The organism is Streptomyces sp. SM11 (assembly GCF_002910905.1).
Lineage (GTDB): Bacteria > Actinomycetota > Actinomycetes > Streptomycetales > Streptomycetaceae > Streptomyces.
This window is the reverse complement of the sequence record NZ_NEUE01000136.1, coordinates 1-24,619: the sequence shown is the minus strand read 5'-3', so window position 1 is coordinate 24,619 and position 24,619 is coordinate 1. Positions and strand designations below refer to the sequence as shown.

The 24,619-nt window shown below is 70.7% G+C and carries 24 protein-coding genes; 10 read left to right on the top strand and 14 right to left on the bottom strand.

Annotated elements, in window-relative coordinates; genetic code table 11:
• Positions 1–798 (top strand): S-adenosylmethionine:tRNA ribosyltransferase-isomerase (locus B9S58_RS10850; protein ID WP_146063491.1); only part of this gene is annotated, 798 nt, incomplete at its 5' end.
• A 272-nt stretch (positions 799–1,070) separates the two neighbouring features.
• Entirely contained in the window at positions 1,071–1,829 is a 759-nt protein-coding gene (locus B9S58_RS10845) for a transglycosylase SLT domain-containing protein (protein ID WP_103531909.1), read from the top strand.
• 91 nt (positions 1,830–1,920) lie between these two features.
• Here B9S58_RS10845 and B9S58_RS10840 read toward each other — a convergent pair whose 3' ends face one another.
• On the bottom strand, positions 1,921–4,482 hold the full coding sequence (locus tag B9S58_RS10840; RefSeq protein ID WP_103531908.1) for an FHA domain-containing protein: 2,562 nt from the start codon (positions 4,480–4,482) through the stop codon (positions 1,921–1,923).
• A 413-nt stretch (positions 4,483–4,895) separates the two neighbouring features.
• Between B9S58_RS10840 and serB the strand changes: the two genes are divergently transcribed.
• Entirely contained in the window at positions 4,896–6,200 is a 1,305-nt protein-coding gene (gene serB / locus B9S58_RS10835; protein WP_103531907.1) for a phosphoserine phosphatase SerB, read from the top strand.
• 141 nt (positions 6,201–6,341) lie between these two features.
• Here the strand turns inward: serB and B9S58_RS10830 are convergent, their stop codons facing one another.
• The 4 genes from B9S58_RS10830 to B9S58_RS10820 all read right to left on the bottom strand — a co-directional run bounded on the left by B9S58_RS10830 (position 6,342) and on the right by B9S58_RS10820 (position 8,776).
• Positions 6,342–6,860 carry a histidine phosphatase family protein gene (locus B9S58_RS10830; RefSeq protein ID WP_103531906.1) on the bottom strand — a complete coding sequence of 173 codons (519 nt, stop codon included), beginning with the start codon at positions 6,858–6,860 and terminating at the stop codon, positions 6,342–6,344.
• Positions 6,861–6,952: 92 nt separating this feature from the next.
• Positions 6,953–7,159, bottom strand: coding sequence for a hypothetical protein (locus B9S58_RS10825; protein ID WP_103531905.1), 207 nt, complete (start codon positions 7,157–7,159; stop codon positions 6,953–6,955).
• A 157-nt stretch (positions 7,160–7,316) separates the two neighbouring features.
• The gene (locus B9S58_RS38925) at positions 7,317–7,433 is read right to left on the bottom strand and encodes an SGM_5486 family transporter-associated protein (protein ID WP_007446146.1); all 117 of its coding nucleotides are present in this window, start codon (positions 7,431–7,433) and stop codon (positions 7,317–7,319) included.
• Between the two features lie 17 nt (positions 7,434–7,450).
• Positions 7,451–8,776: a CynX/NimT family MFS transporter gene (locus B9S58_RS10820; RefSeq protein ID WP_103531904.1), complete on the bottom strand. Its 1,326-nt coding sequence runs from the start codon at positions 8,774–8,776 to the stop codon at positions 7,451–7,453.
• A 126-nt stretch (positions 8,777–8,902) separates the two neighbouring features.
• Here B9S58_RS10820 and B9S58_RS10815 point away from each other — a divergent pair, with 126 nt between their 5' ends.
• Positions 8,903–9,577 (top strand): FadR/GntR family transcriptional regulator, encoded by a 675-nt coding sequence (locus B9S58_RS10815; RefSeq protein WP_103531903.1) that lies wholly within the window; start codon positions 8,903–8,905, stop codon positions 9,575–9,577.
• 15 nt (positions 9,578–9,592) lie between these two features.
• Here B9S58_RS10815 and B9S58_RS10810 read toward each other — a convergent pair whose 3' ends face one another.
• From B9S58_RS10810 to fabG, 3 genes are all read right to left on the bottom strand, one after another.
• Positions 9,593–9,964 (bottom strand): hypothetical protein, encoded by a 372-nt coding sequence (locus tag B9S58_RS10810; protein WP_103531902.1) that lies wholly within the window; start codon positions 9,962–9,964, stop codon positions 9,593–9,595.
• Between the two features lie 187 nt (positions 9,965–10,151).
• Positions 10,152–10,919: an enoyl-ACP reductase FabI gene (gene fabI, locus B9S58_RS10805; protein ID WP_103531901.1), complete on the bottom strand. Its 768-nt coding sequence runs from the start codon at positions 10,917–10,919 to the stop codon at positions 10,152–10,154.
• A gap of 5 nt (positions 10,920–10,924) precedes the next feature.
• Entirely contained in the window at positions 10,925–11,644 is a 720-nt protein-coding gene (gene fabG, locus B9S58_RS10800; RefSeq protein ID WP_103531900.1) for a 3-oxoacyl-[acyl-carrier-protein] reductase, read from the bottom strand.
• A gap of 216 nt (positions 11,645–11,860) precedes the next feature.
• Between fabG and B9S58_RS10795 the strand changes: the two genes are divergently transcribed.
• From B9S58_RS10795 to tyrS, 3 genes are all read left to right on the top strand, one after another.
• On the top strand, positions 11,861–13,384 hold the full coding sequence (locus B9S58_RS10795; protein WP_103531899.1) for a TldD/PmbA family protein: 1,524 nt from the start codon (positions 11,861–11,863) through the stop codon (positions 13,382–13,384).
• Between the two features lie 82 nt (positions 13,385–13,466).
• Positions 13,467–14,861 (top strand): metallopeptidase TldD-related protein, encoded by a 1,395-nt coding sequence (locus B9S58_RS10790; protein ID WP_103531898.1) that lies wholly within the window; start codon positions 13,467–13,469, stop codon positions 14,859–14,861.
• Between the two features lie 64 nt (positions 14,862–14,925).
• On the top strand, positions 14,926–16,197 hold the full coding sequence (tyrS, locus tag B9S58_RS10785; RefSeq protein ID WP_103531897.1) for a tyrosine--tRNA ligase: 1,272 nt from the start codon (positions 14,926–14,928) through the stop codon (positions 16,195–16,197).
• A 94-nt stretch (positions 16,198–16,291) separates the two neighbouring features.
• On the opposite strand, the gene B9S58_RS10780 is transcribed toward tyrS, so the two are convergent.
• Entirely contained in the window at positions 16,292–16,570 is a 279-nt protein-coding gene (locus tag B9S58_RS10780) for a GlsB/YeaQ/YmgE family stress response membrane protein (RefSeq protein WP_103531896.1), read from the bottom strand.
• A 200-nt stretch (positions 16,571–16,770) separates the two neighbouring features.
• On the opposite strand from B9S58_RS10780, the gene B9S58_RS10775 reads away from it, so the two are divergent.
• Positions 16,771–17,148, top strand: a complete 378-nt coding sequence (locus B9S58_RS10775) for a DUF3099 domain-containing protein (RefSeq protein ID WP_103531910.1) — start codon at positions 16,771–16,773, stop codon at positions 17,146–17,148.
• Between the two features lie 221 nt (positions 17,149–17,369).
• Positions 17,370–17,627, top strand: a complete 258-nt coding sequence (locus tag B9S58_RS10770) for a hypothetical protein (protein WP_103531895.1) — start codon at positions 17,370–17,372, stop codon at positions 17,625–17,627.
• A gap of 32 nt (positions 17,628–17,659) precedes the next feature.
• Here B9S58_RS10770 and moaA read toward each other — a convergent pair whose 3' ends face one another.
• From moaA to B9S58_RS10755, 3 genes are all read right to left on the bottom strand, one after another.
• Positions 17,660–18,649, bottom strand: a complete 990-nt coding sequence (gene moaA, locus B9S58_RS10765) for a GTP 3',8-cyclase MoaA (protein ID WP_103531894.1) — start codon at positions 18,647–18,649, stop codon at positions 17,660–17,662.
• A 210-nt stretch (positions 18,650–18,859) separates the two neighbouring features.
• Complete coding sequence (locus tag B9S58_RS10760) at positions 18,860–20,503, bottom strand: cation acetate symporter (protein ID WP_103531893.1); 1,644 nt, start codon at positions 20,501–20,503, stop codon at positions 18,860–18,862.
• Positions 20,500–20,865, bottom strand: a complete 366-nt coding sequence (locus tag B9S58_RS10755; protein WP_103531892.1) for a DUF485 domain-containing protein — start codon at positions 20,863–20,865, stop codon at positions 20,500–20,502. The genes B9S58_RS10760 and B9S58_RS10755 overlap by 4 nt, the downstream gene beginning before the upstream one ends.
• A gap of 332 nt (positions 20,866–21,197) precedes the next feature.
• Here B9S58_RS10755 and B9S58_RS10745 point away from each other — a divergent pair, with 332 nt between their 5' ends.
• Positions 21,198–22,736, top strand: coding sequence for a S8 family serine peptidase (locus tag B9S58_RS10745; RefSeq protein WP_103531890.1), 1,539 nt, complete (start codon positions 21,198–21,200; stop codon positions 22,734–22,736).
• A 71-nt stretch (positions 22,737–22,807) separates the two neighbouring features.
• Here B9S58_RS10745 and B9S58_RS10740 read toward each other — a convergent pair whose 3' ends face one another.
• Together B9S58_RS10740 and B9S58_RS10735 are read right to left on the bottom strand one after the other, a co-directional pair.
• Positions 22,808–23,866, bottom strand: a complete 1,059-nt coding sequence (locus B9S58_RS10740) for a zinc-dependent alcohol dehydrogenase family protein (RefSeq protein ID WP_103531889.1) — start codon at positions 23,864–23,866, stop codon at positions 22,808–22,810.
• A 22-nt stretch (positions 23,867–23,888) separates the two neighbouring features.
• On the bottom strand, positions 23,889–24,605 hold the full coding sequence (locus tag B9S58_RS10735; RefSeq protein WP_103531888.1) for a lysoplasmalogenase: 717 nt from the start codon (positions 24,603–24,605) through the stop codon (positions 23,889–23,891).
• Positions 24,606–24,619 lie beyond the last annotated feature (14 nt).

The window sequence follows — 24,619 nt, the reverse complement described above, 5'->3', positions numbered from 1 at the left end:
ACCGGGCCGCGGCCGGGCGGTCCGGCGGGGGCGGTGGTGCGGCTGCCGGGCGGGAACGCCCTGGTGCTGGAGGAGCCGCTGGGTCCGGCGGCGGGGGCCCGGCTGTGGTGGGCGCGGGTGCCGGAGCCGGTGCCGGAGCTGTTGCGGCGGTACGGGCGGCCGATCCGGTACGGGTACACGGATCGGGATCAGCCGCCGGCGGCGTACCAGACGGTGTTCGCGGCGCCCTCGCCGGACGGGAGCGGCTCGGCGGAGATGCCGAGTGCGGCGCGGCCCTTCACGGCCGCGCTGGTGGCGGAGCTGGTACGCCGGGGGGTGCTGTTCGCTCCGCTGTCCCTGCATACGGGGGTGGCCTCGGCGGAGGCGCACGAGCCGCCGTACCCGGAGCGGTTCTCGGTGCCGGCGGCGACGGCGTGGCTGGTGAACGCCGTACGGGCGGCGCGGGGCGAGGACCGTGCGGCGGGCGGGCGGGTGATCGCGGTGGGGACGACGGCCGTGCGGGCGCTGGAGTCGGCGGCGGGGGCGGACGGGGTGGTGCGGCCGGTGGCGGGGTGGACGGATCTGGTGGTGACGCCGCGGCGCGGCGTGCGGGTGGTGGACGGGCTGCTGACCGGGCTGCACGAGCCGGAGGCCTCGCATCTGCTGATGCTGGAGGCGGTGGCGGGGCGGGAGGCGCTGCGCCGCGGGTACGAGGCGGCGCTCCAGGAGCGGTACCTCTGGCACGAGTTCGGGGACGTCCATCTCCTCCTACCGGATGAGGAACGTAACACTCCGAATTACTCCAGCAACGAGTGGTGAGACTGTTACGTCGCCGATGTGAGCCCAGGCATAGGGCCTACGTCACTTACGAACATACCTAGTGGACACATAAAGGCGATTTGAGCTGGCGCATGCGGGGCTCATTTCGGACGAACAGGACCCTCTCCCACTACCCGGCTTCGTACGTCACACCTTTGCCACAGGATTTTGCTGCCGCTAAGAATTGCTCTCGTCCCCGACGGAGGTACGCATCACCGCCTCCGGTCTCGTCCTCCGTGAGGACACCTGAGCGTTCGAAGAGGTAGCCCTACATGTCTGCGACTCGCATACCCAGCCGTGTCCGTCGTCTGAACAAGGTCCAGAAGATCTCCGTGGCCGGTGTGTCGGCCCTTGGCGTCGCCGCCCTGACCTTCTCGCTCGTCCCGTCGAACGCCGAGGCCGAGATCGCCCCGCAGGCGGCGGCCGCCGCCGCACCCGTGGCTTTCACCGCCAGCTCCGCGCAGGCCAGGACCGTGCAGAACAGCATGATCGAACAGCACTCCACCGCCGAGAAGCTGGTGAAGGCCGCCGACGCCGCGAAGGCCAAGGCCGCCGCGGACGCCAAGGCGAAGGCCAAGGCCGCCGCGGACGCCAAGGCGAAGGCGAAGGCCGCCGCCGACGCGAAGGACAAGGCCGCCAAGGCCAAGGCGGACGCGAAGAAGCGCGGCACCGAGGCCGCGAACCGCTCCACCGCGCGCAAGCCCGTCTACGCCAACAACCTGGACGGCTGGATCCGCGAGGCCATGTCGATCATGAAGAAGGAAGGCATCCCGGGCTCGTACGACGGGATCCACCGCAACATCATCCGGGAGTCCAGCGGCAACCGCTGGGCCATCAACAACTGGGACATCAACGCCCGCAACGGCGTCCCGTCCAAGGGGCTGCTCCAGGTGATCCAGCCGACCTTCGACCGCTACCACGTGGCGGGCACCAAGAAGGACCTGTACGACCCGGTCGCCAACATCGTCGCCGCCTGCAACTACGCCGCCGACCGCTACGGCTCCATGGACAACGTGAACAGCGCGTACTGAGCCCGGCCGCACAGCTGAGCACGGCCGTACACATGCCGGAGGCCGGAACCCCCGCGGGGGTTCCGGCCTCCGGCGTCGTTCCGTACGGCCCCTACTTGCGCATGACCTCGGGCTCGTGGCGGCGCAGCAGGCGGGCGACCGCGACACCGCAGATGAGGCCGATCACCAGCAGCACGGAGATGTTGATCCCCCACTGGGTCGCCGTGTGCTCCCACAGCACGTCGAGGTCGGTCGGGTTCTTCGGGTCCCACGGCGGCATCACGTGGGCCAGGTCCAGTGTGGTGCCGGCCGCGGCCACGCCCCAGCGGGACGGCATCAGCCAGGCGAACTGCTCCAGGCCGAGTGATCCGTACAGCTGGAAGAGGAGGCCGGTGAAGACCACCTGGACGAGCGCGAACATGACCAGCAGCGGCATGGTCATCTCGGAGGTCTTGACCAGTGCGGAGATCACCAGGCCGAACATCATCGAGGTGAACCCGAGGACCACGATGGAGAGGCAGATCTCGACGGCCGGAGGCATGAACAGGCCCTCGGCCGGCAGCTCACGGGCGGCGAAGCAGATGCCGCAGAGGACGACGCTCTGGAAGGCCGTGATCACGCCGAGCACTATCACCTTGGACATCAGATAGGCCGATCGGGAGAGGCCAGTGGCCCGCTCCCGTTCGTAGATGACGCGTTCCTTGATCAGTTCTCGTACGGAGTTGGCCGAGCCGGCCAAGCAGATGCCGAACGCGAGGATCAGCAGGATGATCCCGGCTTTGGAGTTGAACCGGGCCGGCGGGGTGGGCGCGGCCAGTCCGAAGTCCGCCGGGATGACCGCGCTCAGCACACCGATCATCGCGGGCAGCGCCACCATCAGGCCGAGGAAGAGCTTGTCGGAGGCGATGACGGAGACGTACCTGCGCACCAGGGTCCACAGCTGCGTGCCCCAGGTCTGCGGCTTCGGCGGGCGCATCTGCTGCGGGGGTGGCGTGTTGACCGGCTGAGCCGCCACCGCGTCGATGTCGGCCGCGTACATCTGGTAGTGCTGCGAACCGCGCCAGCGGCCCGCCCAGTCGTAGTCGCGGTAGTTCTCGAAGGCGGAGAAGACGTCGGCCCAGCTGGTGTAGCCGAAGAAGTTCAGCGCTTCCTCCGGCGGACCGAAGTAGGCGACGGAACCGCCGGGCGCCATCACGAGGAGCTTGTCGCAGATCGCCAGCTCGGCGACCGAGTGCGTGACCACGAGCACCGTGCGGCCGTCGTCGGCGAGGCCGCGCAGCAGCTGCATGACGTCACGGTCCATGCCCGGGTCGAGGCCGGAGGTCGGCTCGTCCAGGAAGATCAGCGAGGGCTTGGTGAGCAGCTCCAGGGCGACCGAGACGCGCTTGCGCTGGCCGCCGGAGAGCGAGGTGATCTTCTTGTCCTTGTGGATGTCGAGCTTGAGCTCGGCGAGGACCTCGGTGATCCGGGACTGGCGCTCGGCCTCGGTGGTGTCCGCGGGGAAGCGGAGCTTGGCCGCGTACTTGAGAGCCTTGGTGACGGTCAGTTCCTTGTGCAGGATGTCGTCCTGCGGGACCAGACCGATGCGCTGGCGCAGCTCGGCGAACTGCTTGTACAGGTTCCGGTTGTCGTAGAGGACATCTCCCTGATTGGCGGGCCGGTAGCCGGTGAGCGCCTTGAGCAGGGTGGACTTTCCGGAACCGGACGGGCCGATGACCGCGATCAGCGACTTCTCCGGGACGCCGAAGGAGACGTCCTTGAGGATCTGCTTCCCGCCGTCGACCGTCACCGTGAGGTGGCGGGCGGAGAAGGAGACCTCGCCGGTGTCGACGAACTCTTCCAGCCGTTCGCCGACCAGCCGGAACGTCGAGTGACCGACGCCGACGATGTCGTTCGGGCCGATGAGGGCCGAGCCGGACTTGTGGAGCGGCAGACCGTTGACGTACGTGCCGTTGTGCGAGCCGAGGTCACGGATCTCGAAGCGGCCGTCGGGCGTCGCGTGGAACTCGGCGTGGTTGCGGGAGACCTGGAGGTCGGAGATGACCAGTTCGTTCTCCAGCGCACGGCCGATGCGCATGACCCGGCCGAGGGCCAGCTGGTGGAACGTCGTCGGGCTGCGGTCGCCGTAGACCGGTGGCGCCCCCGCGGCACCGCCCTGTCCCGGACCGGCCGGATGCCCGGGGCCCTGCTGGTGCGGCACCTGCTGGTGCGGGGCCTGCTGCTGCCAGGCCTGCTGCTGAGCCGGGGCCTGGTGCGCGGGTGCCTGCTGTCCGTGCCAGCCCGCGCCGCCGCCCTGGGGCTGCTGGTGGGGCTGCTGCACCGGAGCCTGCTGGGCTCCGGCCGCCTGACCGCCGGCGACACCGGCACCCGCGGCGGGGCTGAAGCTCACCCGGGGCCCGTCGGTGGCGTTGCCCAGGTTCAGCACCGAGCCGGGGCCGATTTCCACCTGTTGGATCCGTTGGCCCTGCACGTAGGTGCCGTTGGTACTGCCGTGGTCCTCGATGGACCAACTGCGGCCGTTCCAGCTGATCGTGGCATGCCGCCACGACACTCTGGCGTCGTCGATCGTCAGGTCGCCCTGCGGATCACGTCCAAGGGTGTACGACCTGGACGGATCGAGCGTCCAGGTGCTGCCATTCAATTCCAGTACGAGTTCCGGCACTCCGCGCCCCACTAGTTGTCCCCCGTGTTACCCCCGTCGCAGGGAGTCTAGGGATGCTGAACATCGTGGGGAACTATTCCAGGACCAGTCCCCGATCCGAAAGTCGGGCGGGTATAGAGCGCCCGGAGACCTGCGCGACCACCCCGATCCGGGGGGGGTGAAACAGGATCGGAACGGAAGAAGTCCGGATGAAGAGCTGATTACCGACCAGAGAACCTTCAGTGACTTCATAACGGCAGATACGAGACACCTGGCGCGGCCGGACGCAAGACCCGTACCGGCCAGATCTGCGACTCCTCGCCGGGCCGGGAAGGAACCGCCGCCCGGCTCCGCGGGCGCTGCCGCGGGCGGTGCCGGGCCGATTCCGTCCGGCACTCGGGACGGACGGCCGGAGGAGGTGGCGGGACCGATACGGTGGGAGCACCATGAGCGCACCTCAGCCACCTCAGCCACCTCAGCCCCTCTCATCTCCTGAGCCTTCTGAGCCCCCTGAGCCCCGTCGGGTCGACGGGACCGGCGACGGGACCCCTCCGGGCGGCGACGCACCCACGCTTCTCGTCAAGATCTTCGGCAAGGACCGTCCGGGCATCACCGCCGGGCTCTTCGACACCCTCGCCGCGTACTCGGTCGACGTCGTGGACATCGAGCAGGTCGTCACCCGGGGCCGCATCGTGCTGTGCGCCCTGGTCACCGCGCCCACCGCGGGCGGAACGACCGAGGGCGATCTGCGAGCGACCGTGCACAGCTGGGCCGACTCCCTGAAACTGCAGGCCGAGATCATCTCCGGCATCGGCGACAACCGTCCCCGCGGTGACGGCCGTTCCCATGTGACGGTGCTGGGGCACCCGCTCACCGCGGAGTCGACCGCCGCCATAGCGGCCACCATCACCTCGACCGGCGGGAACATCGACCGTATCTTCCGGCTGGCGAAGTACCCGGTCACCGCTGTCGAGTTCGCGGTGTCGGGGACCGGGACCGCGGAGCTGCGGACCGCGCTGGCGACCGGGGCCGCGGAGATCGGCGTGGACGTCGCGGTCGTCTCGGCCGGGCTGAGCCGGCGGGCCCAGCGGCTGGTGGTCATGGACGTCGACTCCACACTGATCCAGGACGAGGTGATCGAGCTCTTCGCGGCGCACGCGGGCTGCGAGGCCGAGGTCGCCGAGGTGACCGAGCAGGCGATGCGCGGCGAGCTGGACTTCGAGCAGTCGCTGCACGCCCGGGTCGCGCTGCTGGCCGGGCTGGACGCCTCGGTGGTGGACAAGGTCCGCACCGAGGTACGGCTCACCCCCGGCGCCCGCACCCTGATCCGTACGCTGAAGCGGCTCGGCTATCAGGTCGGCGTCGTCTCCGGCGGCTTCACCCAGGTCACGGACGGCCTGAAGGAACAGCTCGGCCTCGACTTCGCCTCGGCCAACACCCTGGAGGTGGTGGACGGCAAGTTCACCGGCCGGGTCGTCGGCGAGGTGGTGGACCGGGCGGGCAAGGCACGGCTACTGCGGAGCTTCGCCGAGCAGGCGGGGGTGCCGCTGGCCCAGACGGTGGCGATCGGGGACGGGGCGAACGATCTCGACATGCTGAACACCGCCGGACTCGGCGTCGCGTTCAACGCCAAGCCGATGGTCCGCGAGGCGGCGCACACCGCGGTGAACGTGCCGTTCCTGGACACCGTGCTCTATCTGCTCGGCATCACCCGCGAGGAGGTCGAGGCGGCGGACGGTCTCGTCGACTGACGACCCCGGAGCCGCCCGGAGCCGCCGGTTCCGGAGGTATACGCAGGAGGGCCCCGGCACAGGGGACGGATGCTGTTGGTCGCATCCAGGAGATGTGCCGGGGCCCAGCGCGTTCGCGTGGTCAGGGGTACGGGAGACCGCTCAGTCGTTCGGCGTCCAGTACTCGGTGAGCTTGCCCGCCCCGTGCTCCACGCTCTTCCAGGAGCCGGGGAACTCCAGCACGGCGTAGGCGGCCGTGGGGAAGCCGTCCCGGGTCATCCGGGCCAGCGTGTCGTCCTCGGCCGAGCCGGAGAGGGCGTCGGCGGCCCCGTGCATCCCGGGGTTGTGGCCGATGACCAGGAGGTTGCGGACCTCGTCCGGGGTCTCGTTGAACAGGGCGATCAGTTCGCCGAGGGAGGCCTCGTACAGCCTCTGCTCGTAGACGGTCCGGGGTCGCTGGGAGAATTCATGGACCGCCAGCTTCCAGGTCTCCCGCGTCCTGGCGGCACTGGAGCAGAGGGCCAGATCGAAATCGATGCCGGAATCGGCGAGCCTGCGGCCGGCCACGGGCGCGTCCTTGCGGCCGCGCTCGGCCAGCGGGCGCTCATGATCGGAAGCCTGTGACCATTCCGCCTTGGCATGCCGGAGAAGGACGATCCTGCGAGGTGTCTCAACGCTCATACACCTCAGCTTCGCATGAAATGCGGCCTCGGGCGCAGGGTGTTGACGTGCTCGTCCGGGTAGTTGGCGCGCCGCTCCGGGGCGGCTTCGCCTCAGCGGGACAGCAGCTGGAGGGCGCGCTCGACCAGCTGTCCGAGCGCGGGGTCGCCGGTGGCGGCCCGGGCCTGTCCGGGGCTGAGGATCATCAGCAGCAGAGCGGCGAACGCGACGGCGGGCAGGGCGACTGCCCACCAGGGCAACCGGATCTCGACGCCGTCCGCGGCCGGTCGGTGGGACCTGGTGTGCGTCGGTGCCGGCATGTCCGCCTCCGTTGGTCATCGGGTCGTTACCGAAGAACCTACGGAGTGGGAGCGGCCGGTCCCATCCGGTGACCCACCCACTTCACCCTGACCCTGGCCCCCTAGGGGAAAGGGGGTGCTGGCCCCACCCCCACGGGGTCCACCGGGTCCTCGGGCGTCAGGGCGAGGCGATCGTGGCGATCACACCGATGACGACGGTGATGAGGAGCATCGCCCCGAACACGAGGAGAAGCTTCTTCTGGCCGTTCTGGGGATTCGGATCGAGCACTGGCATGACGTCAGTGTCGCATCTCAGCATTCGTCCTCGATCGTCCGGTCCCGGCCCGCGAGGATCCCGGCCACCATCTGGGGAATCATGAGGCCCGCCATCAGGGCGATCGGCAGTCCCCAGCCGCCGCTGTGCTGGTAGAGCACGCCGACGAGCAGCGGGCCGGGGATCGAGAGCAGGTAGCCGGTGGACTGGGCGAAGGCGGAGAGCCGGACCACGCCCGCGCCGGACCGGGCCCGCATGCCGATCATGGTGAGGGCGAGCGGGAAGGCGCAGTTGGCCACGCCGAGGAGCAGGGCCCAGGCCCAGGCGCCCGCGGCGGGGGCGAGGTAGAGGCCGCTGTAGCCGCTCAGGCCGCACAGGCCGAGCACGACGACGATGGGGCCCTGCTGCTTGAGCCGGGAGGCGACCCGGGGGATGACGAAGGCGAGCGGAACGCCCATCGCCATGGTGACCGCGAGCAGGAGTCCGGCCGTGCCGGCGGAGACCCCGGCGTCGCGGAAGATCTGCGGCATCCAGCCCATGGTGATGTACGCGGCCGTGGCCTGGAGCCCGAAGAAGCAGGCGAGGCCCCAGGCGGTGCGGCTGCGGGTGATCCGGAGGGCCGGAGCTTCCGCGGCCGGTGTGCCGGAGGCGGCCGGACCGGATGTGGACGAGCCCGAAGGGGACGTACCGGGGGCCGGGGTGCGGTCGCGTACGAGGACGATCCAGGGCAGCACCGCGACGGCGGCGAGCACGGCCCAGACGACGAGACCCGTCTGCCAGTCGCCGCCCAGCGCCCCGGTGACGGGGACGGTGACGGCGGCGGCCAGCGCGGTGCCGAGGGCCAGGGCCATGGAGTAGAGGCCGGTCATGGTGCCGACGCGGTCGGGGAACCAGCGCTTGACGATCACCGGCATCAGGATGTTGCTCACGGCGATGCCCATCAGGGCGAGCGCGCTGGCGGCCAGGAAGCCGGCGGTGGAGCCGATGTACGGGCGGACGAGCAGGCCGGCCGCGATGGCGGCCATGCCCGCGCAGACGACGGCGCCCGCGCCGAAGCGGCGGGCCAGGCGCGGCGCCATGACCCCGAAGACCGCGAAGCAGAGCGGCGGTACGGAGGTGAGGACGCCGGCCACGCTCCCGCTCATGTGCAGTCCCTGGCGGACCTCTTCGAGGAGGGCGCCGAGGCTGGTGATGGCGGGACGCAGGTTGAGTGCGGCCAGGACGAGTCCCACGGCGATGAGGCGCAGCAGCCAGGGCGCGGGAGCCTCGGCCGCACCGGGGAGCAGCTGGGCCCGGGTGTCGTGGGGCGTGCGCGCGGCGCCGCCGCGGTTCAGGGTCGGGGTCTGCGTCTCGTCGTCCGGCATGGAGGCATCATAGAATCATGGGATGATTGATTGTCCAATCGCGCGAATCTCCGGGACCCCCGGGATCCCCCGGATTTCCTTGAGAGAATCCGGCCCGGACCTGACAGCTCACGAGCAAGGAGCACCATGGCGCTGACGTCTCCACGGCGTTCGGCACTCTCCGACCAGGTGATCGCCCAGTTGCGGAACCAGATCACCTCGGGCGAGTGGCCGGTCGGCTCGCGGATTCCGACCGAGCCCGAGCTGGTCGAGCAGCTCGGCGTGGCCCGTAACACCGTGCGCGAGGCCGTGCGGGCCCTCGCGCACAACGGGCTGCTGGACATCCGGCAGGGCTCCGGCACCTATGTGATCGCCACGAGCGAGCTGGCCGGGGTGATGCACCGCAGGTTCGCGGCCGCCGATCCCCGTCATGTCGCGGAGCTGCGCTCGACGCTGGAGTCGTCGGCGGCCCGGCTTGCGGCGGTCCGGCGCACCGAGCGGGATCTGCGGCAGCTGGACACGCTGATGGCGCGCCGGGAGGAGGCCTGGGCGTCGGGGGACGCGGAGGCGTTCGTGGCGGCGGACGCGACGCTGCACCTGGCGGTGGTCGCGGCATCGCACAACGATGTCCTGACCGAACTCTACGCCGACCTCGGGGACCTGCTGCGCGACTATCTGCGTGGCGATGTGGGCCCCGAGCTGCTGCCGGAGAATCACATGGACCACGGCCGGCTGGTCGAGGCGATCCGGGCCGGGGACGCGGAGACGGCGGCGGCCGAGGCGGCGAGCCACGCGCTGCACTGCCTGACGGACCGGGTATGACCCCTCGGGGCCCGCTCACAGCGGGGCGGGGTGGTGGCTGACCCAGGCCGTGGCGACCTCTTTCCAGCAGCGGTCCTCCAGCCGTACGGTCCGGCCGGGCTCCACCGCGACCGCCGCGCCGTCCGCGTCGACGTCCCACCAGCGGTCGCATTCGGTGTGCAGCCGGACGAGGTCGGTGGAGGGGTACGGGTTGTGGCAGTACGCGACGACCCGGGAGCCCTCGACGGACGTACGGCACTCGGAGCCGGCCGGTTCGGGCTTCGGGGGCCCCTCTCCCGTGCCGGAGTCGGCCCCTCTGGCGGCGTGTACTCCCAGGGGTACGGCGAGGGCGGCGACGGCCACCGGGGCGGCCAGGAGGAGACGGGTTCGGCGGCGCGTGGGACGCACGGCGATCTCCCTCCCGCAGCCTGACCAGAAGTCCGGTTCCTCCTCATTCTGCGGTGGATCGTCCGACTTTTCGACCGGAACGGCAGCGGGCGGCCACGGGCTGCGCGACGGCCCCCGGCCGCGTACCCCCTCCGGAGAACCGGGAGGGGGTACGCGGCCGGGGGCCGTCGCGGGGCCGCCGTGCGGGTCAGGCGCCCATCATGTGCACGCCGCTGTCGACGTGGATGATCTCGCCCGTCGTCCTCGGGAAGAAGTCGGAGAGCAGGGCCACGATGCCGCGGCCGGCCGGCTCCGGGTCGGTCATGTCCCAGGCGAGCGGGGCGCGGTGGTTCCAGACGTCGGCCAGGTCCGAGAAGCCCGGGATGGACTTGGCGGCCATGGAGCCGATTGGCCCGGCGGAGATGAGGTTGCAGCGCAGCCCGTCCTTGCCCAGGTCACGGGCGAGGTAGCGGGAGGTGGCCTCCAGCGCGGCCTTGGCCGGGCCCATCCAGTCGTACTGCGGCCAGGCGTACTGGGCGTCGAAGGTGAGGCCGACGATCGAGCCGCCCTCGCTCATCAGCGGCTTGCAGGCCATGGCCAGCGACTTCAGCGAGAACGCCGAGACGTGCATCGCGGTGGCGACGGACTCGAACGGCGTGTTGAGGAAGTTGCCGCCGAGCGCGTCCTGCGGCGCGAAGCCGATGGAGTGGACGACGCCGTCCAGGGAGCCGAGCTCCTCGCGCACCAGGCCGGCCAGCCGGTCCAGGTGCTCCTGGTTGGTCACGTCCAGCTCGATGACCTTGGCCGGCTTCGGCAGCTTCTTGGCGATGCGCTCGGTCAGGGTGGGGCGGGGGAAGGCCGTGAGGATGACCTCGGCACCCTGCTCCTGGGCCACCTTCGCGGCGTGGAACGCGATGGACGACTCCATCAGCACCCCGGTGATGAGGATGCGCTTTCCGTCGAGAATTCCGCTCATGGTGATCAGTGACCCATGCCCAATCCGCCGTCAACGGGAATGACGGCTCCAGTGATGTACGACGCGTCGTCGGAGGCGAGGAAGCGCACCGCGGCGGCGATCTCCTCGGGCCGCGCGTAGCGGCCGAGCGGCACCTGGGACACGATGCCCTTGCGCTGCTCCTCGGTGAGCGCCTGGGTCATGTCGGTGTCGACAAAACCGGGGGCGACGACGTTGAAGGTGATGTTCCGCGAGCCGAGTTCACGGGCCAGCGACCGGGCGAAGCCGACGAGCCCGGCCTTGGAGGCGGCGTAGTTGGCCTGCCCGGCCGAGCCGAGGAGGCCGACGACGGAGGAGATCAGGACGACGCGGCCCTTCTTGGCGCGCAGCATGGCACGGTTGGCGCGCTTGACCACCCGGAAGGTGCCGGTGAGGTTGGTGTCCAGGACGGAGGTGAAGTCGTCCTCCGACATCCGCATCAGCAACTGGTCCTTGGTGATACCGGCGTTGGCGACCAGCACCTCCACGGGACCGTGCTTCTCCTCGATCTCCTTGTAGGCCTGCTCCACCTGCTCGGCGTCCGTGATGTCGCAGCGGACCGCGAGGACACCGGCCTCGGTGAGCACCTGGGGCGGCTCTCCGGAACGGTAGGTGATCGCGACCTGGTCGCCGTTGTCGGCGAAGGCGCGGGCGATGGCGAGGCCGATGCCCCGGTTTCCTCCGGTGACGAGAACCGAGCGGCTCAACGGATCACCCTTTCCTTGACGGTGTGGTACGTCGAAAACCTATCGGTACCATGCGTCGATCGAGGAATCGGGCCCTGACAGTGGCTTGACCGGGGCGCTGTGGGGTTCCTACAGTCCGCACGCTTGCATGGTCGCCCCACGTGTACGGGATATCCCCCGGTGCGGTCACCCTCCGGCGTGGTTCACTGCCGTGGTGTATCGAGAAGGGAACTCCCTGTGCCCCATGAGGTAGATCAGTCATTCCTGGCCCTGCCGTCGCGCGCGCTGGCCGACGCGGCGCTCGCCCGAGCACGAGCACTCGGCGCCACCCACGCCGACTTCCGGCTGGAACGGGTGCGCAGCGCCTCCTGGCGGCTGCGGGACGCCCGGCCGGCCGGGGCGTCGGACAGCACAGACCTCGGGTACGCGGTGCGGGTGGTGCACGGCGGCGCCTGGGGGTTCGCATCGGGCGTCGACCTGACGATGGACGCGGCCGCGAAGGTGGCCTCGCAGGCCGTCGCGATGGCGAAGCTGTCGGCCAAGGTGATCGCGGCGGCCGGGTCGGACGAGAAGGTCGAACTGGCGGACGAGCCGGTGCACGGCGAGCGGACCTGGGTCTCGGCCTACGACGTCGACCCCTTCTCCGTACCGGACGAGGAGAAGGCGGCACTGCTCGCCGAGTGGAGCGGGCGGCTGCTGGGCGCGGAGGGCGTCGCGCATGTGGACGCGTCCCTGATGACCGTGCACGAGAACAAGTTCTACGCGGACACGGCGGGCACCGTCACCACGCAGCAACGGGTGCGGATCCACCCGCAGTTCACGGCCGTCGCGGTGGACGGCACGAGCGGTGACTTCGACTCGATGCGGACCATCGCGCCGCCGGCGGGCCGGGGCTGGGAGTACCTGACCGGGACCGGCTGGGACTGGGACGGCGAGCTGGAGCGGCTCCCCGGGCTGCTCGCGGAGAAGATGCGCGCGCCGAGCGTCGAGGCGGGTGTGTACGACCTGGTCGTCGACCCGTCGAACCTGTGGCTGACCATCCACGAGTCGATCGGCCACGCCACCGAGCTGGACCGGGCGCTGGGGTACGAGGCGGCGTACGCCGGGACCTCGTTCGCCACCTTCGACCAGCTGGGCAAGCTGGCGTACGGCTCGCCCGTGATGAACGTGACGGGCGACCGCACCGCCGAGCACGGTCTCGCGACCATCGGGTACGACGACGAGGGCGTCGAGGCTCAGTCGTGGGACCTGGTGAAGGGCGGCACCCTGGTCGGCTACCAGCTGGACCGCCGGATCGCGAGGCTGACGGGGCTCGGCCGCTCCAACGGCTGCGCGTTCGCGGACTCGCCGGGCCGCGTCCCCGTGCAGCGCATGGCGAACGTGTCGCTCCGGCCGGATCCGGGCGGGCTGTCCACGGAGGACCTGATCGGCGGGGTCGAGCGCGGGATCTACGTGGTCGGCGACCGGTCCTGGTCGATCGACATGCAGCGCCACAACTTCCAGTTCACCGGGCAGCGGTTCTTCCGCATCGAGAACGGCAGGCTCGCCGGGCAGCTGCGCGATGTGGCGTACCAGGCGACGACCACGGACTTCTGGGGCTCGATGGAGAAGGTCGGCGGTCCCCAGACGTACGTGCTGGGCGGCGCGTTCAACTGCGGCAAGGCCCAGCCGGGCCAGGTCGCGGCGGTCTCGCACGGCTGCCCCTCCGCCCTCTTCCGGGGTGTCAACATCCTCAACACGACGCAGGAGGCGGGACGATGAGCCGCGACCACGGAACCGGCTGGGGGTCCGGGGGTCGTCCCCCGGGTAGGCACAGTCTCAACACGACGCAGGAGGCCGGACGATGAGCCGCGTCAGCAAGCCGTACGAGATCGTCGAGCGGGCCCTGGAGCTGTCCACCACGGACGGCCTGGTGGTCATCGCCGACGAGGAGTCCTCCGCCAATCTGCGCTGGGCGGGCAACGCACTCACCACGAACGGGGTGACCCGGGGGCGGACCCTGACCGTCATCGCGACCGCGGACGGGGCGAAGGGCACCGCGTCCGGCGTCGTCTCCCGGTCCGCGGTGACCACGGACGACCTGGAGCCGCTGGTGCGCGCCGCCGAGGCCGCCGCCCGGGGCGCGGGTCCGGCGGAGGACGCGCAGCCGCTGGTGAGCGGGGTGCCCGCCTCCCCCGACTTCACGGACGCGCCCGCCGAGACCGGTTCGGAGGTCTTCGCGGACTTCGCCCCGACGCTCGGTACGGCCTTCGCCCGCGCCCGGGCCGGGGGCCGTGAGCTGTACGGGTTCGCGAACCACGAGCTGACCTCCACCTACATGGGTACGTCGACGGGGCTGCGGCTGCGCCACGACCAGCCGAACGGGACGCTGGAGCTGAACGCGAAGTCGCCGGACCGGACACGCTCCGCGTGGGCGGGCCGGGCGACCCGGGACTTCAAGGACGTCGACCCGGCGGCGATGGACGCGGAGCTGGCGCGACGGCTGCGCTGGGCGGAGCGGCGCATCGAGCTGCCGGCAGGCCGGTACGAGACGCTGTTGCCGCCGACCGCGGTCGCGGACCTGCTGATCTACCAGCTCTGGTCGTCGACCGCACGGGACGCCGTCGAGGGCCGGACGGTGTTCTCCACACCGGGCGGCGGTACGCGGCTGGGCGAGACGCTCGCCCCGCTCCCGCTCACCCTGCGCAGCGACCCGAACGCGCCGGGCCTGGAGTCGGCGCCGTTCGTGATCGCCCACTCCTCCGGCGACGGCGGTTCCGTCTTCGACAACGGGTTGCCGCTGGCCCCGACGGACTGGGTCCGGGAGGGAAGGCTGGAGCGGCTGACGACGACCCGGCACACGGCGGGCCTGACCGGGCTGCCGGTCGCCCCGAGCATCGACAACCTGCTGCTGGCGGGCGGGGGCGAGCGGTCGCTGGAGGAGATGGTGGCCGCGACGACCGGGCGGGCGCTGCTGCTGACCTGCCTCTGGTACATCCGCGAGGTGGACCCGGCGACGCTGCTGCTGACCGGGCTGACCCGGGACGGTGTCTATCTGGTCGAGGACGGCGAGGTCGTCGGCGAGGTGAACAACTTCCGGTTCAACGAGTCGCCGGTGGACCTGTTGTCCCGCGCCTCGGAGGCGGGGCGTACGGAGAAGACGCTGCCGCGCGAGTGGGGCGACTGGTTCACCCGGGCCGCGATGCCCGCGCTGCGCATCCCGGACTTCAACATGAGCTCGGTCAGCCCGGGGGTGTGACCCGCCTAGACTGACCCGTACATCTCTATCAGCATCTCCGCCAGTCATAAGGAGCACCGGAACCGTGACGGACATCGTCGACGAGCTGAAGTGGCGCGGGCTGTTCGCCCAGTCCACTGACGAGGACGCATTGCGCAAGGCTCTCGCGGACGGTCCCGTCACCTTCTATTGCGGCTTCGACCCGACCGCCGCCAGCCTCCACGTGGGGCACCTCGTGCAGGTGCTCACCATGCGGCGGCTCCAGCAGGCCGGGCTGAAGCCGCTCGCGCTGGTGGGCGGTGCGACGGGCCAGATCGGTGACCCGCGGCCCACCGCCGAGCGCACGCTGAACGACCCGGAGACCATCGCCGCCTGGGTGCGGCGGCTGCGGGGGCAGATCGAGCCCTTCCTCACCTTCGAGGGCCCGAACGCGGCGACGATGGTCAACAACCTGGACTGGACCGCGGGCATGTCCGCGATCGAGTTCCTGCGGGACATCGGCAAGCACTTCCGGGTCAACAAGATGCTCACCAAGGACTCGGTCGCCCGGCGGCTGGAGTCGCAGGAGGGCATCAGCTACACCGAGTTCAGCTACCAGCTGCTCCAGGGCATGGACTTCCTGGAGCTGTACCGCCGGCACGGCTGCACCCTCCAGCAGGGCGGCAGCGACCAGTGGGGCAACCTCACCGCGGGCATCGACCTGATCCACCGGCTGGAGCCGGGTGCCACCGTGCACGCGCTGGCGACGCCGCTGATGACGAAGGCGGACGGGACGAAGTTCGGCAAGTCCGAGAGCGGCGCCGTCTGGCTCGACCCGGAGATGACGACGCCGTACGCGTTCTACCAGTTCTGGCTGAACGTGGACGATCGGGACGTCTCGCGCTACCTGCGCATCCTCAGCTTCAAGAGCCGCGCGGAGCTGGAGGAGCTGGAGAAGCTGACCGAGGAGCGGCCGCAGGCGCGTTCCGCGCAGCGCGCGCTGGCCGAGGAGCTGACCACGCTGGTGCACGGCGGTGCGCAGTGCGCCGCCGTCATCGCGGCGTCGAAGGCGCTGTTCGGGCAGGGCGACCTGGCCGAGCTGGACGAGGCGACGCTGAGCGCGGCTCTGTCCGAGGTGCCGCACGCCGCGGTCGTCGAGCTGGGTCCGCTGGTGGACCTGCTGGTGGAGGTCGGTCTGGCGCCCAGCAAGTCGGGGGCACGTCGCACGGTCAAGGAGGGCGGCGCCTACGTGAACAACGTGAAGGTCGCCGACGGCGAGGTCGCGCCGGACGCCGGGGACCTGCTGCACGGGCGCTGGCTGGTGCTGCGCCGGGGCAAGAAGAACCTGGCGGCCGTGGAGGTCCGCCCGGCGGACTGACCTCCCGCGCATGACGGCGCCGCGGCCGGACACGCGTTTCTCACGTGTCCGGCCGCGGCGCTGTGCTGACCTCGGTGTCGTGGTGACTCGGGAGTCAGGTTCTCTGTTTCCGGTTGCCCCGGAACGCCTGCCAGGCCATGTCGCCGACGGCGACGACCGCGACGGCGCCCGCCAGCTGCAGCACATGACGGATCCAGTCGATGCCCTTGGTGTCCTCGACACCGATCCATCCGGCCACGGCGTTACCGAGGATGCTGCCGAGGATGCCGAACACGGCCGTCAGCCAGAGCGGGATGTCCTGCTTGCCCGGCAGGATCGCTCTGGCGATGACACCGAGCACCAATCCCACGATGATTGCCCACAACCAGCTCATTTCGCCTCCTCATACGGCGCGGAGTGCGCGTCCGCCCAGTCTTGGCCCGCGGTCCGGGCGACGCATGCCCGGTTGGGCCGTCCGGGGGAACCCGGCCCCGTCCGCCGAACGCGCCCCGGTCGCCCGCCCGGCGGGCGGCGGGCGTACCGTGGATGCGGCCCGGTCCGGGAGCGTCCGGCGACGAGATCTGGTGGTGGAGCATGCTGCGGAAGAACGCGGGTACGGAGGCCTTCCGGATCACGGGCGCCCGTCAGGGTCTGGAGGACGACGTCCGGGGCCGGCAGCGGCGCTATGTGATCTCGATGTCGGTGCGCACGGTGTCGGTGGTGCTGGCCGCGGTGCTGTGGAACGTGGAGCGGCATGTGGCGATCGTGGCACTCGTCCTGGGCGTGCTGCTGCCGTACGTGGCGGTGGTCATCGCCAACGCGGGCCGGGAGAAAGCGACTTCGCTGCCGACGACGTTCGTGCGGATGCCGATGCAGCCTGCCCTGGAGGCCGCTCCGGTGACCGGTCCGGCGGAGTCCGGGGGCGCCGAGGGGGCGTCCGGCCGGGTCCCGCCGCCACACGAGCACACCTGATCCCACGGGTCCCGCAGAGTTGAGGAAAAGCTCAGATCAATCATGACGTTCCGGTGCACCGCACCCTGGTCCCCGTGACATACTTCGAGTGCGCTCCGCATCCCCCGTCGGAGCGACGGACCGACGCCGGGCAGCTCCCCCCGTGGCTGCTCGGCGTCGCCCTTTCTCCGGCCGGGGGTGCGTCAGGAAGCCGCCGGAGCACCTGACTTAGGCTGGGCCATGTGATTTTTCCCGAGACGTCCGCCGAGAGTCCCACCGGTTCACCGCTCTGTTCCGCCAAGGGCTGCCGGGCCGCCGCCGTGTGGGTGCTCGCCTGGAACAACCCCAAACTGCACACGCCCGAGCGGCGCAAGACCTGGCTGGCCTGCGACGAGCACCGGGAGCATCTGTCCTCGTTCCTCGGGGTACGGGGCTTCCTCAAGGACGTCGTGGCGCTGAAGGACTGGGAATCCGGGGACGGGAAGGAGACCGGGGCCTGAGCCCCGGCCGCCCGCCCCGGAAGTCTCGATCCTCAGCCGCCGATCGCCGACATCGGGCGGTCGGGCTGCAGGAACGACGGGTCGTCCAGTCCGGAGCCCGCCTTCTTGCCCCACATGGCCGCCTCCCAGAGCCGGGCGATCTCCTCGTCCGGCGCGTCCCCGCGCAGTGCCCCGCGCAGATCCGTCTCCTCGCGGGCGAAGAGGCAGGTGCGGACCTGGCCGTCGGCGGTGAGCCGGGTGCGGTCGCAGGCGCGGCAGAACGGGCGGGTGACGGAGGCGATCACGCCGACGCGGTGCGGGCCGCCGTCGACGGTCCAGCGCTCGGCGGGGGCGGAGCCGCGGGACTCGTCGCCCTCGGCGGTGAGGGTGAAGCGGGTGCGCAGCGAGGTGAGGATGTCCCCGGCGGTGATCATGCCGTCGCGCTTCCAGCCGTGCTGGGCGTCGAGGGGCATCTGCTCGATGAAGCGGAGCTCGTAGTCGTTGGCCACGGCCCAGGCGAGGAGCTCGGGGGCCTCGTCGTCGTTGAGTCCCGGCATCAGGACGGAGTTGACCTTCACCGGGGTGAGTCCGGCCTCGCGGGCGGCTTCCAGGCCGTCCAGCACGTCCCTGTGGCGGTCACGGCGGGTGAGGGTCTTGAAGACGTCGGGGCGCAGGGTGTCCAGCGAGACGTTGACCCGGTCGAGACCCGCGGCCTTGAGTGCGCCGGCGGTCCGCTTGAGTCCGATGCCGTTGGTCGTGAGCGACATGCGGGGCCGCGGGGTGAGCGCGGCGCACTGCTCGACGATGGAGACGAGGCCGGGGCGGAGCAGGGGCTCGCCGCCGGTGAAGCGGACCTCGGTGATGCCGAGCGAGGTGACGGCGATACGGATCAGGCGCACGATCTCGTCGTCGGAGAGCAGCTCGCTCTTGCCGAGCCACTGGAGGCCCTCTTCCGGCATGCAGTAGGTGCAGCGCAGGTTGCACTTGTCGGTGAGTGACACGCGCAGGTCGGTGGCGACCCGGTCATAGGTGTCGATGAGCACGGTGGGTCCCTCCCCCGGTGGTGTCCGCGGTGGTGCGGTCGCTCTTGCCTACGAGCCTACGTGAGACCGCCGACATCGGGATGGCCCGTTTGCCACGAGGTGCGGCCGGGCCGCGTCGTAGGACTCTACGACGCGGCCCGGCCGCTGGTCATGGGTGATGCGCCGACGGGGTCCGTCGGTGATGAGCCGAAGGGGCCCGCTCCGGTGTGCTCAGTGGGCTCCGACGCCGGTGAGGGACTTGACCTCCAGTTCGGCGTACTTGTCCGTGTCGGGCTTCTCCTTGGAGAGCAGCGAGCCGACCCAGCCGAGCAGGAAGCCCAGCGGGATCGAGATCAGGCCGGGGTTCTCCAGCGGGAACCAGGCGAAGTCGACGCCCGGGAACATCGAGCTCGGCTTGGAGGAGACGACCGGCGAGAACAGCACCAGCAGGACGGAGGAGGCGAGGCCTCCGTAGATGGACCAGAGGGCCCCCTGCGTGGTGAAGCGCTTCCAGAAGAGGCTGTAGAGGATCGTCGGCAGGTTGGCGGAGGCGGCGACCGCGAAGGCCAGGGCGACGAGCCCGGCGACGTTCAGGTCGCGAGCCATGGCGCCGAGGCCGATGGAGACGACGCCGATGGCGACGGTGGCCCAGCGTGCGGCGCGGACCTCCTCCTTCTCCGTGGCCTGCCCCTTGCGGATGACGTTGGCGTAGATGTCGTGCGCGAAGGACGAGGAGGAGGCGAGGGTGAGGCCGGCGACGACGGCGAGGATGGTGGCGAAGGCGACGGCGGAGATCACCGCGAGAAGGATGGCGCCGCCGGTGGATCCGGAGCCTCCGCCGATCTCCAGTGCGGCGAGTGGTGCCGCGGTGTTGCCCGCCTTGTTGGAGGCGATGATGTCGCCCGGCTTGAGGATCGCGGCGGCGCCGAAGCCGAGCACGATCGTCATCAGGTAGAAGGCGCCGATGATGCCGATCGCCCAGTTCACGGACTTGCGTGCGGCCTTGGCGGTGGGCACGGTGTAGAAGCGGATCAGGATGTGCGGCAGGCCCGCGGTGCCGAGGACCAGGGCGACGCCCAGGGAGATGAAGTCCAGCTTCGAGATGCCGTCGACGCCGTACTTCAGACCGGGCTCCAGGAAGGCCGCGCCCTTTCCGCTGTTGCTGGCGGCGGTGCCGAGCAGGTCCGAGATGTTGAAGTTGAACTTCAGCAGGATCAGGAAGGTGATGAGCAGGGTGCCCGCGATGAGCAGGACGGCCTTGACCATCTGCACCCAGGTGGTGCCCTTCATGCCGCCGATGGTGACGTAGAGGATCATGAGCACGCCGACCAGGGCGACGATGAGGATCTTCCCGCCGTCGCTGGTGATGCCGAGCAGCAGCGAGACGAGGACGCCCGCGCCGGCCATCTGGGCCAGCAGGTAGAAGATCGAGACGACGATCGTGGACGTGCCGGCGGCGGTGCGGACGGGGCGCTGACGCATCCGGTAGGCGAGGACGTCGCCCATGGTGTAGCGGCCGGAGTTGCGCAGCGGTTCGGCGACCAGGAGCAGGGCGACGAGCCAGGCGACGAGGAAGCCGATGGAGTACAGGAAGCCGTCGTACCCGAAGAGCGCGATGGCTCCGGCGATACCGAGGAAGGACGCGGCCGACATGTAGTCGCCGGAGACCGCGAGACCGTTCTGGAATCCGGTGAACTGGCGGCCGCCCGCGTAGAAGTCGGCGGCGCTCTTGGTCTGACGGCCCGCCCACACGGTGATGAAGAGGGTCGCCACGACGAAGGTGGCGAACAGCGTGATGATCAGCGGCCGGTGCTCGCTCGCCCCCTCGGTGGCGGCGAGCTGGACGGCGGGATAGAGGGTGTGGACGGCGCTCATACGTCGGCCTCCATACGGGACTTGATCGCGTCGGCCTTGGGGTCGAGCTTGGTGGCGGCGTGCCGGGAGTAGAGCCAGGCGATGAGGAAGGTGGTGGCGAACTGGGCGAGTCCGAGGACGAGCGCCATGTTGATGTTGCCGGCGACCTCGGTGGCCATGAATCCGCCCGCGTAGTTGCAGAGCAGGACGTAGAGCAGGTACCAGGTCACGAAGGCGATGGTCAAGGGGAAGGCGAAGGAGCGGTGGGAGCGGCGCAGGTCGGCGAAGTCCGGGCTCGTCTGCATCGCGACGAACGCCTCGGTGGTGGGCTGGACGGGTCCGGCGGGCGAACCGCCTTCGGGCGGCGGTGCATCGGTAGCCACGGAATCTCCTCGCGACGCGGGTGCGGCGATCTGGGGGACATTGGGTGTCATGGGAGGCCTCGTTACCGGGGGGACGGTGATGTACCTCCTGGACAACGGCACGGAGGGTGCGACGAAGCGGTTCACCGCGTCTTTCGCCTTCTCGGAGGTGTCGCGGTGCGTCCGGTTGCCCGGAAGCCAACCGTCCACATTCGGCCGCACAGATCACTCTTCGAACTCACTTGCCCGTAAGCGTTGATGCACCGGGATGATCAGCGATAGCTTCACTCGTCATGTACGCGACCGAGCACGCCAGGTGCCCGGTCGATCGGCACGGATGATGTGGAGAACCCATGGCTCATCTGGCATCGAGACGGACCCGCGCACTCGCGGTGCCCGTCGGACTCGCGCTGACCGCCTCGCTCGGCTTCCTCCCGACGGCGACGGCCACGGCGGCGCCCACCGGCGAGCAGGCCGCCGCGAGCACCCGGACCGACGGGCCGAAGCTGTCCTACGTGGTCAACACCCGGGGCAACCACGGCACCGTGAAGAAGGTCAAGAAGGCGATCGCCAAGGCCGGCGGCACGGTCGTCATCGCCTATGAGCAGATCGGCGTCATCGTCGTCCACTCACAGAACCCGTCCTTCGGCGAAACGATCCGCCGGGTACGCGGCGTGGAGTCGGCGGGCGCCACCCGCACGAACCCGATCGTTCCCCAGGCCACCAAGGACGTCGGATCGATAGCGGAGCCGCTCACCGCCGAGCAGGCGGTGGCCGCCGCCGCGGACGCGAAGGCCGGCGAGGACCCGCTGGAGCCCCTCCAGTGGTCGCTGCCCGCGATCAAGGCCGACCAGGCGCACAAGAAGTCGCTGGGCTCGAAGCGGGTGACCGTCGCCGTCATCGACACGGGCGTCGACGACACCCACCCGGACCTGGCCCCGAACTTCGACAGCCGCGCCTCGGCCAACTGCGTCTCGGGGGCTCCGGACACCACCGCCGGCTCCTGGCGGCCGGCGGCGGGCGAGAGCAACCACGGGACGCATGTGGCGGGCACCATCGCCGCCGCCAAGAACGGCGCCGGGATCACCGGCGTCGCCCCGGGCGTGAAGGTGTCGGGCATCAAGGTGTCGAACCCGGACGGGTTCTTCTACACCGAGGCCGTCGTCTGCGGGTTCCTCTGGGCCGCCGAGCACGGCGTCGAGGTGACCAACAACAGCTACTACACCGACCCATGGCTGTTCAACTGCAAGAACGACCCGGACCAGGGCGCCCTGGTCGACGCCCTCACCCGTGCCGTGAAGTACGCGGAGCGCAAGGGCACGGTCAACGTCGCGGCGGCCGGGAACTCCCGTCACGATCTGGCGGTCGACGCGATCGAGGACAGGACCAGCCCGAACGACACCGAGACGGTGACGCGGACGATCGACCCGAGCGTCTGCCCGGACATCCCGACCATGCTGCCGGGTGTCGTGACGGTCTCCGCGACGGGTGCGAAGGGCCTGAAGTCCTCGTACTCGAACTACGGCAAGGGGATCATCGACGTGGCGGCCCCGGGCGGTGACTCGACGGTCTACCAGACCCCCGAGGCGCCGGCCGTCAGCGGGCTGATCCTGTCGACCCTGCCGGGCGGCAAGTTCGGCTACAAGGCCGGTACGTCGATGGCGTCCCCGCACGTCGCGGGCGTCGTGGCGCTGATCAAGTCCAAGCACCCCTACGCCTCGCCGGCCGTGGTGAAGGCGCTGCTGACGCTCCAGGCGGACGCGAAGGCGTGCGGTGAGCCGTACGACATCAACGGTGACGGCGTCATCGACGCGGTCTGCGAGGGCGGCAAGCACTACAACGGCTTCTACGGGGCCGGAGTGGTCGACGCGCTGGACGCGGTGCGCTGGTAGGCACATGACCGAGCAAGGAGCGAGGGCCCGGGGAGGGTGTTCTCCCCGGGCCCTCGCCCTGTGCCGGGGCGCTATGGCGTGATGAGTACCTTCAGCGCGGTCCGCTCGTCCATCTCCTGGTAGCCGGCGGCCACTTCGTCCAGGCCGATGGACCGGTCGAAGACGGGGGACGGGTCGATCGTGCCGTCCAGCACGTCGGGGAGCAGTTCCGGCAGGTACGTGCGTACGGGGGCGACGCCGCCGCGCAGGGCGATGTTCCGGCCGAACATCACGCCGAGGTCCACGCCGGTGGCGCTGCCGTGCGGGACGCCCACGTAGCCGATGGAGCCGCCGTCGCGGACGATGCCGAGGGCGGTGCGCATCGACTGCTCGGTGCCGACGGCCTCGATGACGCTGTGCGCGCCCTCGCCCCGGGTCAGTTCGCGGACGGCGGCGAGGGCGGCCTCGCCACGTTCGGCGACCACGTCGGTCGCGCCGAAGCGGCGGGCGATGTCGGTGCGGGCGGTGTGGCGGCCGAGCGCGATGACGCGCTCCGCGCCGAGCCTCTTCGCGGCGAGCACCCCGCACAGGCCGACCGCGCCGTCACCGACGACCGCGACGGTGCCGCCCCGGGTCACGCCCGCCCCGACGGCGGCGTGGTGGCCGGTGCCGAGCACGTCGGAGAGGGCCAGCAGGGCGGTGAGGAGACGGTCGTCGGACGCGGCGGCGGCCGGGAGCTTGACCAGGGTTCCGTCGGCGTGGGGGACGCGGACCGCCTCGCCCTGGCCGCCGTCCGACTGCGCGCCGTCCGGGCCGACCGAGCCCCAGAAGCCGCCCTCGGGGCAGGAGGTGGTGAGGCCCTCTGCGCAGTAGGTGCAGGTGCCGTCGGACCAGACGAACGGGGCGACGGCCAGATCGCCGACGGCGAAGCCGTTGACGCCGGGTCCCACGTCCTCGACGACGCCGAGGAACTCGTGGCCGATGCGCTGACCCGGCCGCCGGGCCGACTCGCCCCGGTAGGCCCACAGGTCGCTGCCGCAGATGCAGGCCCGCAGGACCCTCAGCACCACGTCGGCGGGGTGCTGGATCCTCGGGTCCGGCACCTCCTCCACCCGGATGTCGTGGGGGGCGTGGATGACGGTGGCGCGCATACGTACGGGATCCTTGCCGGTCTCAGCTGCTGGTACCCCGCTCACGGTACGCCCCGGTTCGCCCGGTTCCCCGGGCCGCCCCCGCCGTGAGCACCCCGAGGGTCAGGAGGGCCTGTGCGGCGATGTAGGTGAGCATCACCCAGAAGTCGGGAACGGGCGCTTGCGGCCATTCGGCGATGCCGGTGGCGATGAGGGCGTCGGAGAGCAGGAAGAGCGCCCCGCCGACCGCCGCGTACCGCCCGAGCACGCCCGCCCGCCAGGCCATGGCGGTGAGCAGCAGGCTGTAGCCGGTCAGCGGGACGCGCAGGTCCGCCGGGAGGTCCGGCCAGATCAGCACGAGGAAGACGACGAGGACGAGGACGTATCCGGCCCCCGTGGCCAGCGGCGCGCGGGCCCGGTCGCGGCCGAACAGCGTCAGGTAGCAGACATGGCCGACGGCGAAGGAGCCCATGCCGACGAGGAAGGCCGGGTCGTCGTCGGCGAGCAGGAGGACGTCGCCGCCCCATCCGAACAGCAGGGCCGCGACGAGGAGCCGGGGTCCGCCGCGGAGTGCCGCGTAACCGGCGAGCAGCGGCATCAGCAGCGGCTTGGCGACCAGGTGGACGGTCTCGGCCCCGGCGAGGAGCCCGGCCAGGTCGACTGCGGCGGCGATGAGGAAGGCGAGGAACACGGGGCGGGCGAAGCGCTCGGCGCGGGCGCCGTGCCCGGTGTCGCCGGGACGGGACGCGGTGGAGGTCACGGGGTGCCTTCCGG

Coding starts and splice junctions, on each gene's coding strand:
- B9S58_RS10830 (WP_103531906.1), bottom strand. CDS start 6,860: ATGAGCGTTGAGACACCTCGCAGGATCGTCCTTCTCCGGCATGCCAAG.
- B9S58_RS10815 (WP_103531903.1), top strand. CDS start 8,903: ATGGCGCTGACGTCTCCACGGCGTTCGGCACTCTCCGACCAGGTGATC.
- serB (WP_103531907.1), top strand. CDS start 4,896: ATGAGCGCACCTCAGCCACCTCAGCCACCTCAGCCCCTCTCATCTCCT.
- B9S58_RS10825 (WP_103531905.1), bottom strand. CDS start 7,159: ATGCCGGCACCGACGCACACCAGGTCCCACCGACCGGCCGCGGACGGC.
- B9S58_RS10760 (WP_103531893.1), bottom strand. CDS start 20,503: ATGAGCGCCGTCCACACCCTCTATCCCGCCGTCCAGCTCGCCGCCACC.
- B9S58_RS10745 (WP_103531890.1), top strand. CDS start 21,198: ATGGCTCATCTGGCATCGAGACGGACCCGCGCACTCGCGGTGCCCGTC.
- B9S58_RS38925 (WP_007446146.1), bottom strand. CDS start 7,433: ATGCCAGTGCTCGATCCGAATCCCCAGAACGGCCAGAAGAAGCTTCTC.
- fabI (WP_103531901.1), bottom strand. CDS start 10,919: ATGAGCGGAATTCTCGACGGAAAGCGCATCCTCATCACCGGGGTGCTG.
- B9S58_RS10790 (WP_103531898.1), top strand. CDS start 13,467: ATGAGCCGCGTCAGCAAGCCGTACGAGATCGTCGAGCGGGCCCTGGAG.
- B9S58_RS10775 (WP_103531910.1), top strand. CDS start 16,771: ATGCTGCGGAAGAACGCGGGTACGGAGGCCTTCCGGATCACGGGCGCC.
- B9S58_RS10820 (WP_103531904.1), bottom strand. CDS start 8,776: ATGCCGGACGACGAGACGCAGACCCCGACCCTGAACCGCGGCGGCGCC.
- B9S58_RS10845 (WP_103531909.1), top strand. CDS start 1,071: ATGTCTGCGACTCGCATACCCAGCCGTGTCCGTCGTCTGAACAAGGTC.
- B9S58_RS10780 (WP_103531896.1), bottom strand. CDS start 16,570: ATGAGCTGGTTGTGGGCAATCATCGTGGGATTGGTGCTCGGTGTCATC.
- B9S58_RS10740 (WP_103531889.1), bottom strand. CDS start 23,866: ATGCGCGCCACCGTCATCCACGCCCCCCACGACATCCGGGTGGAGGAG.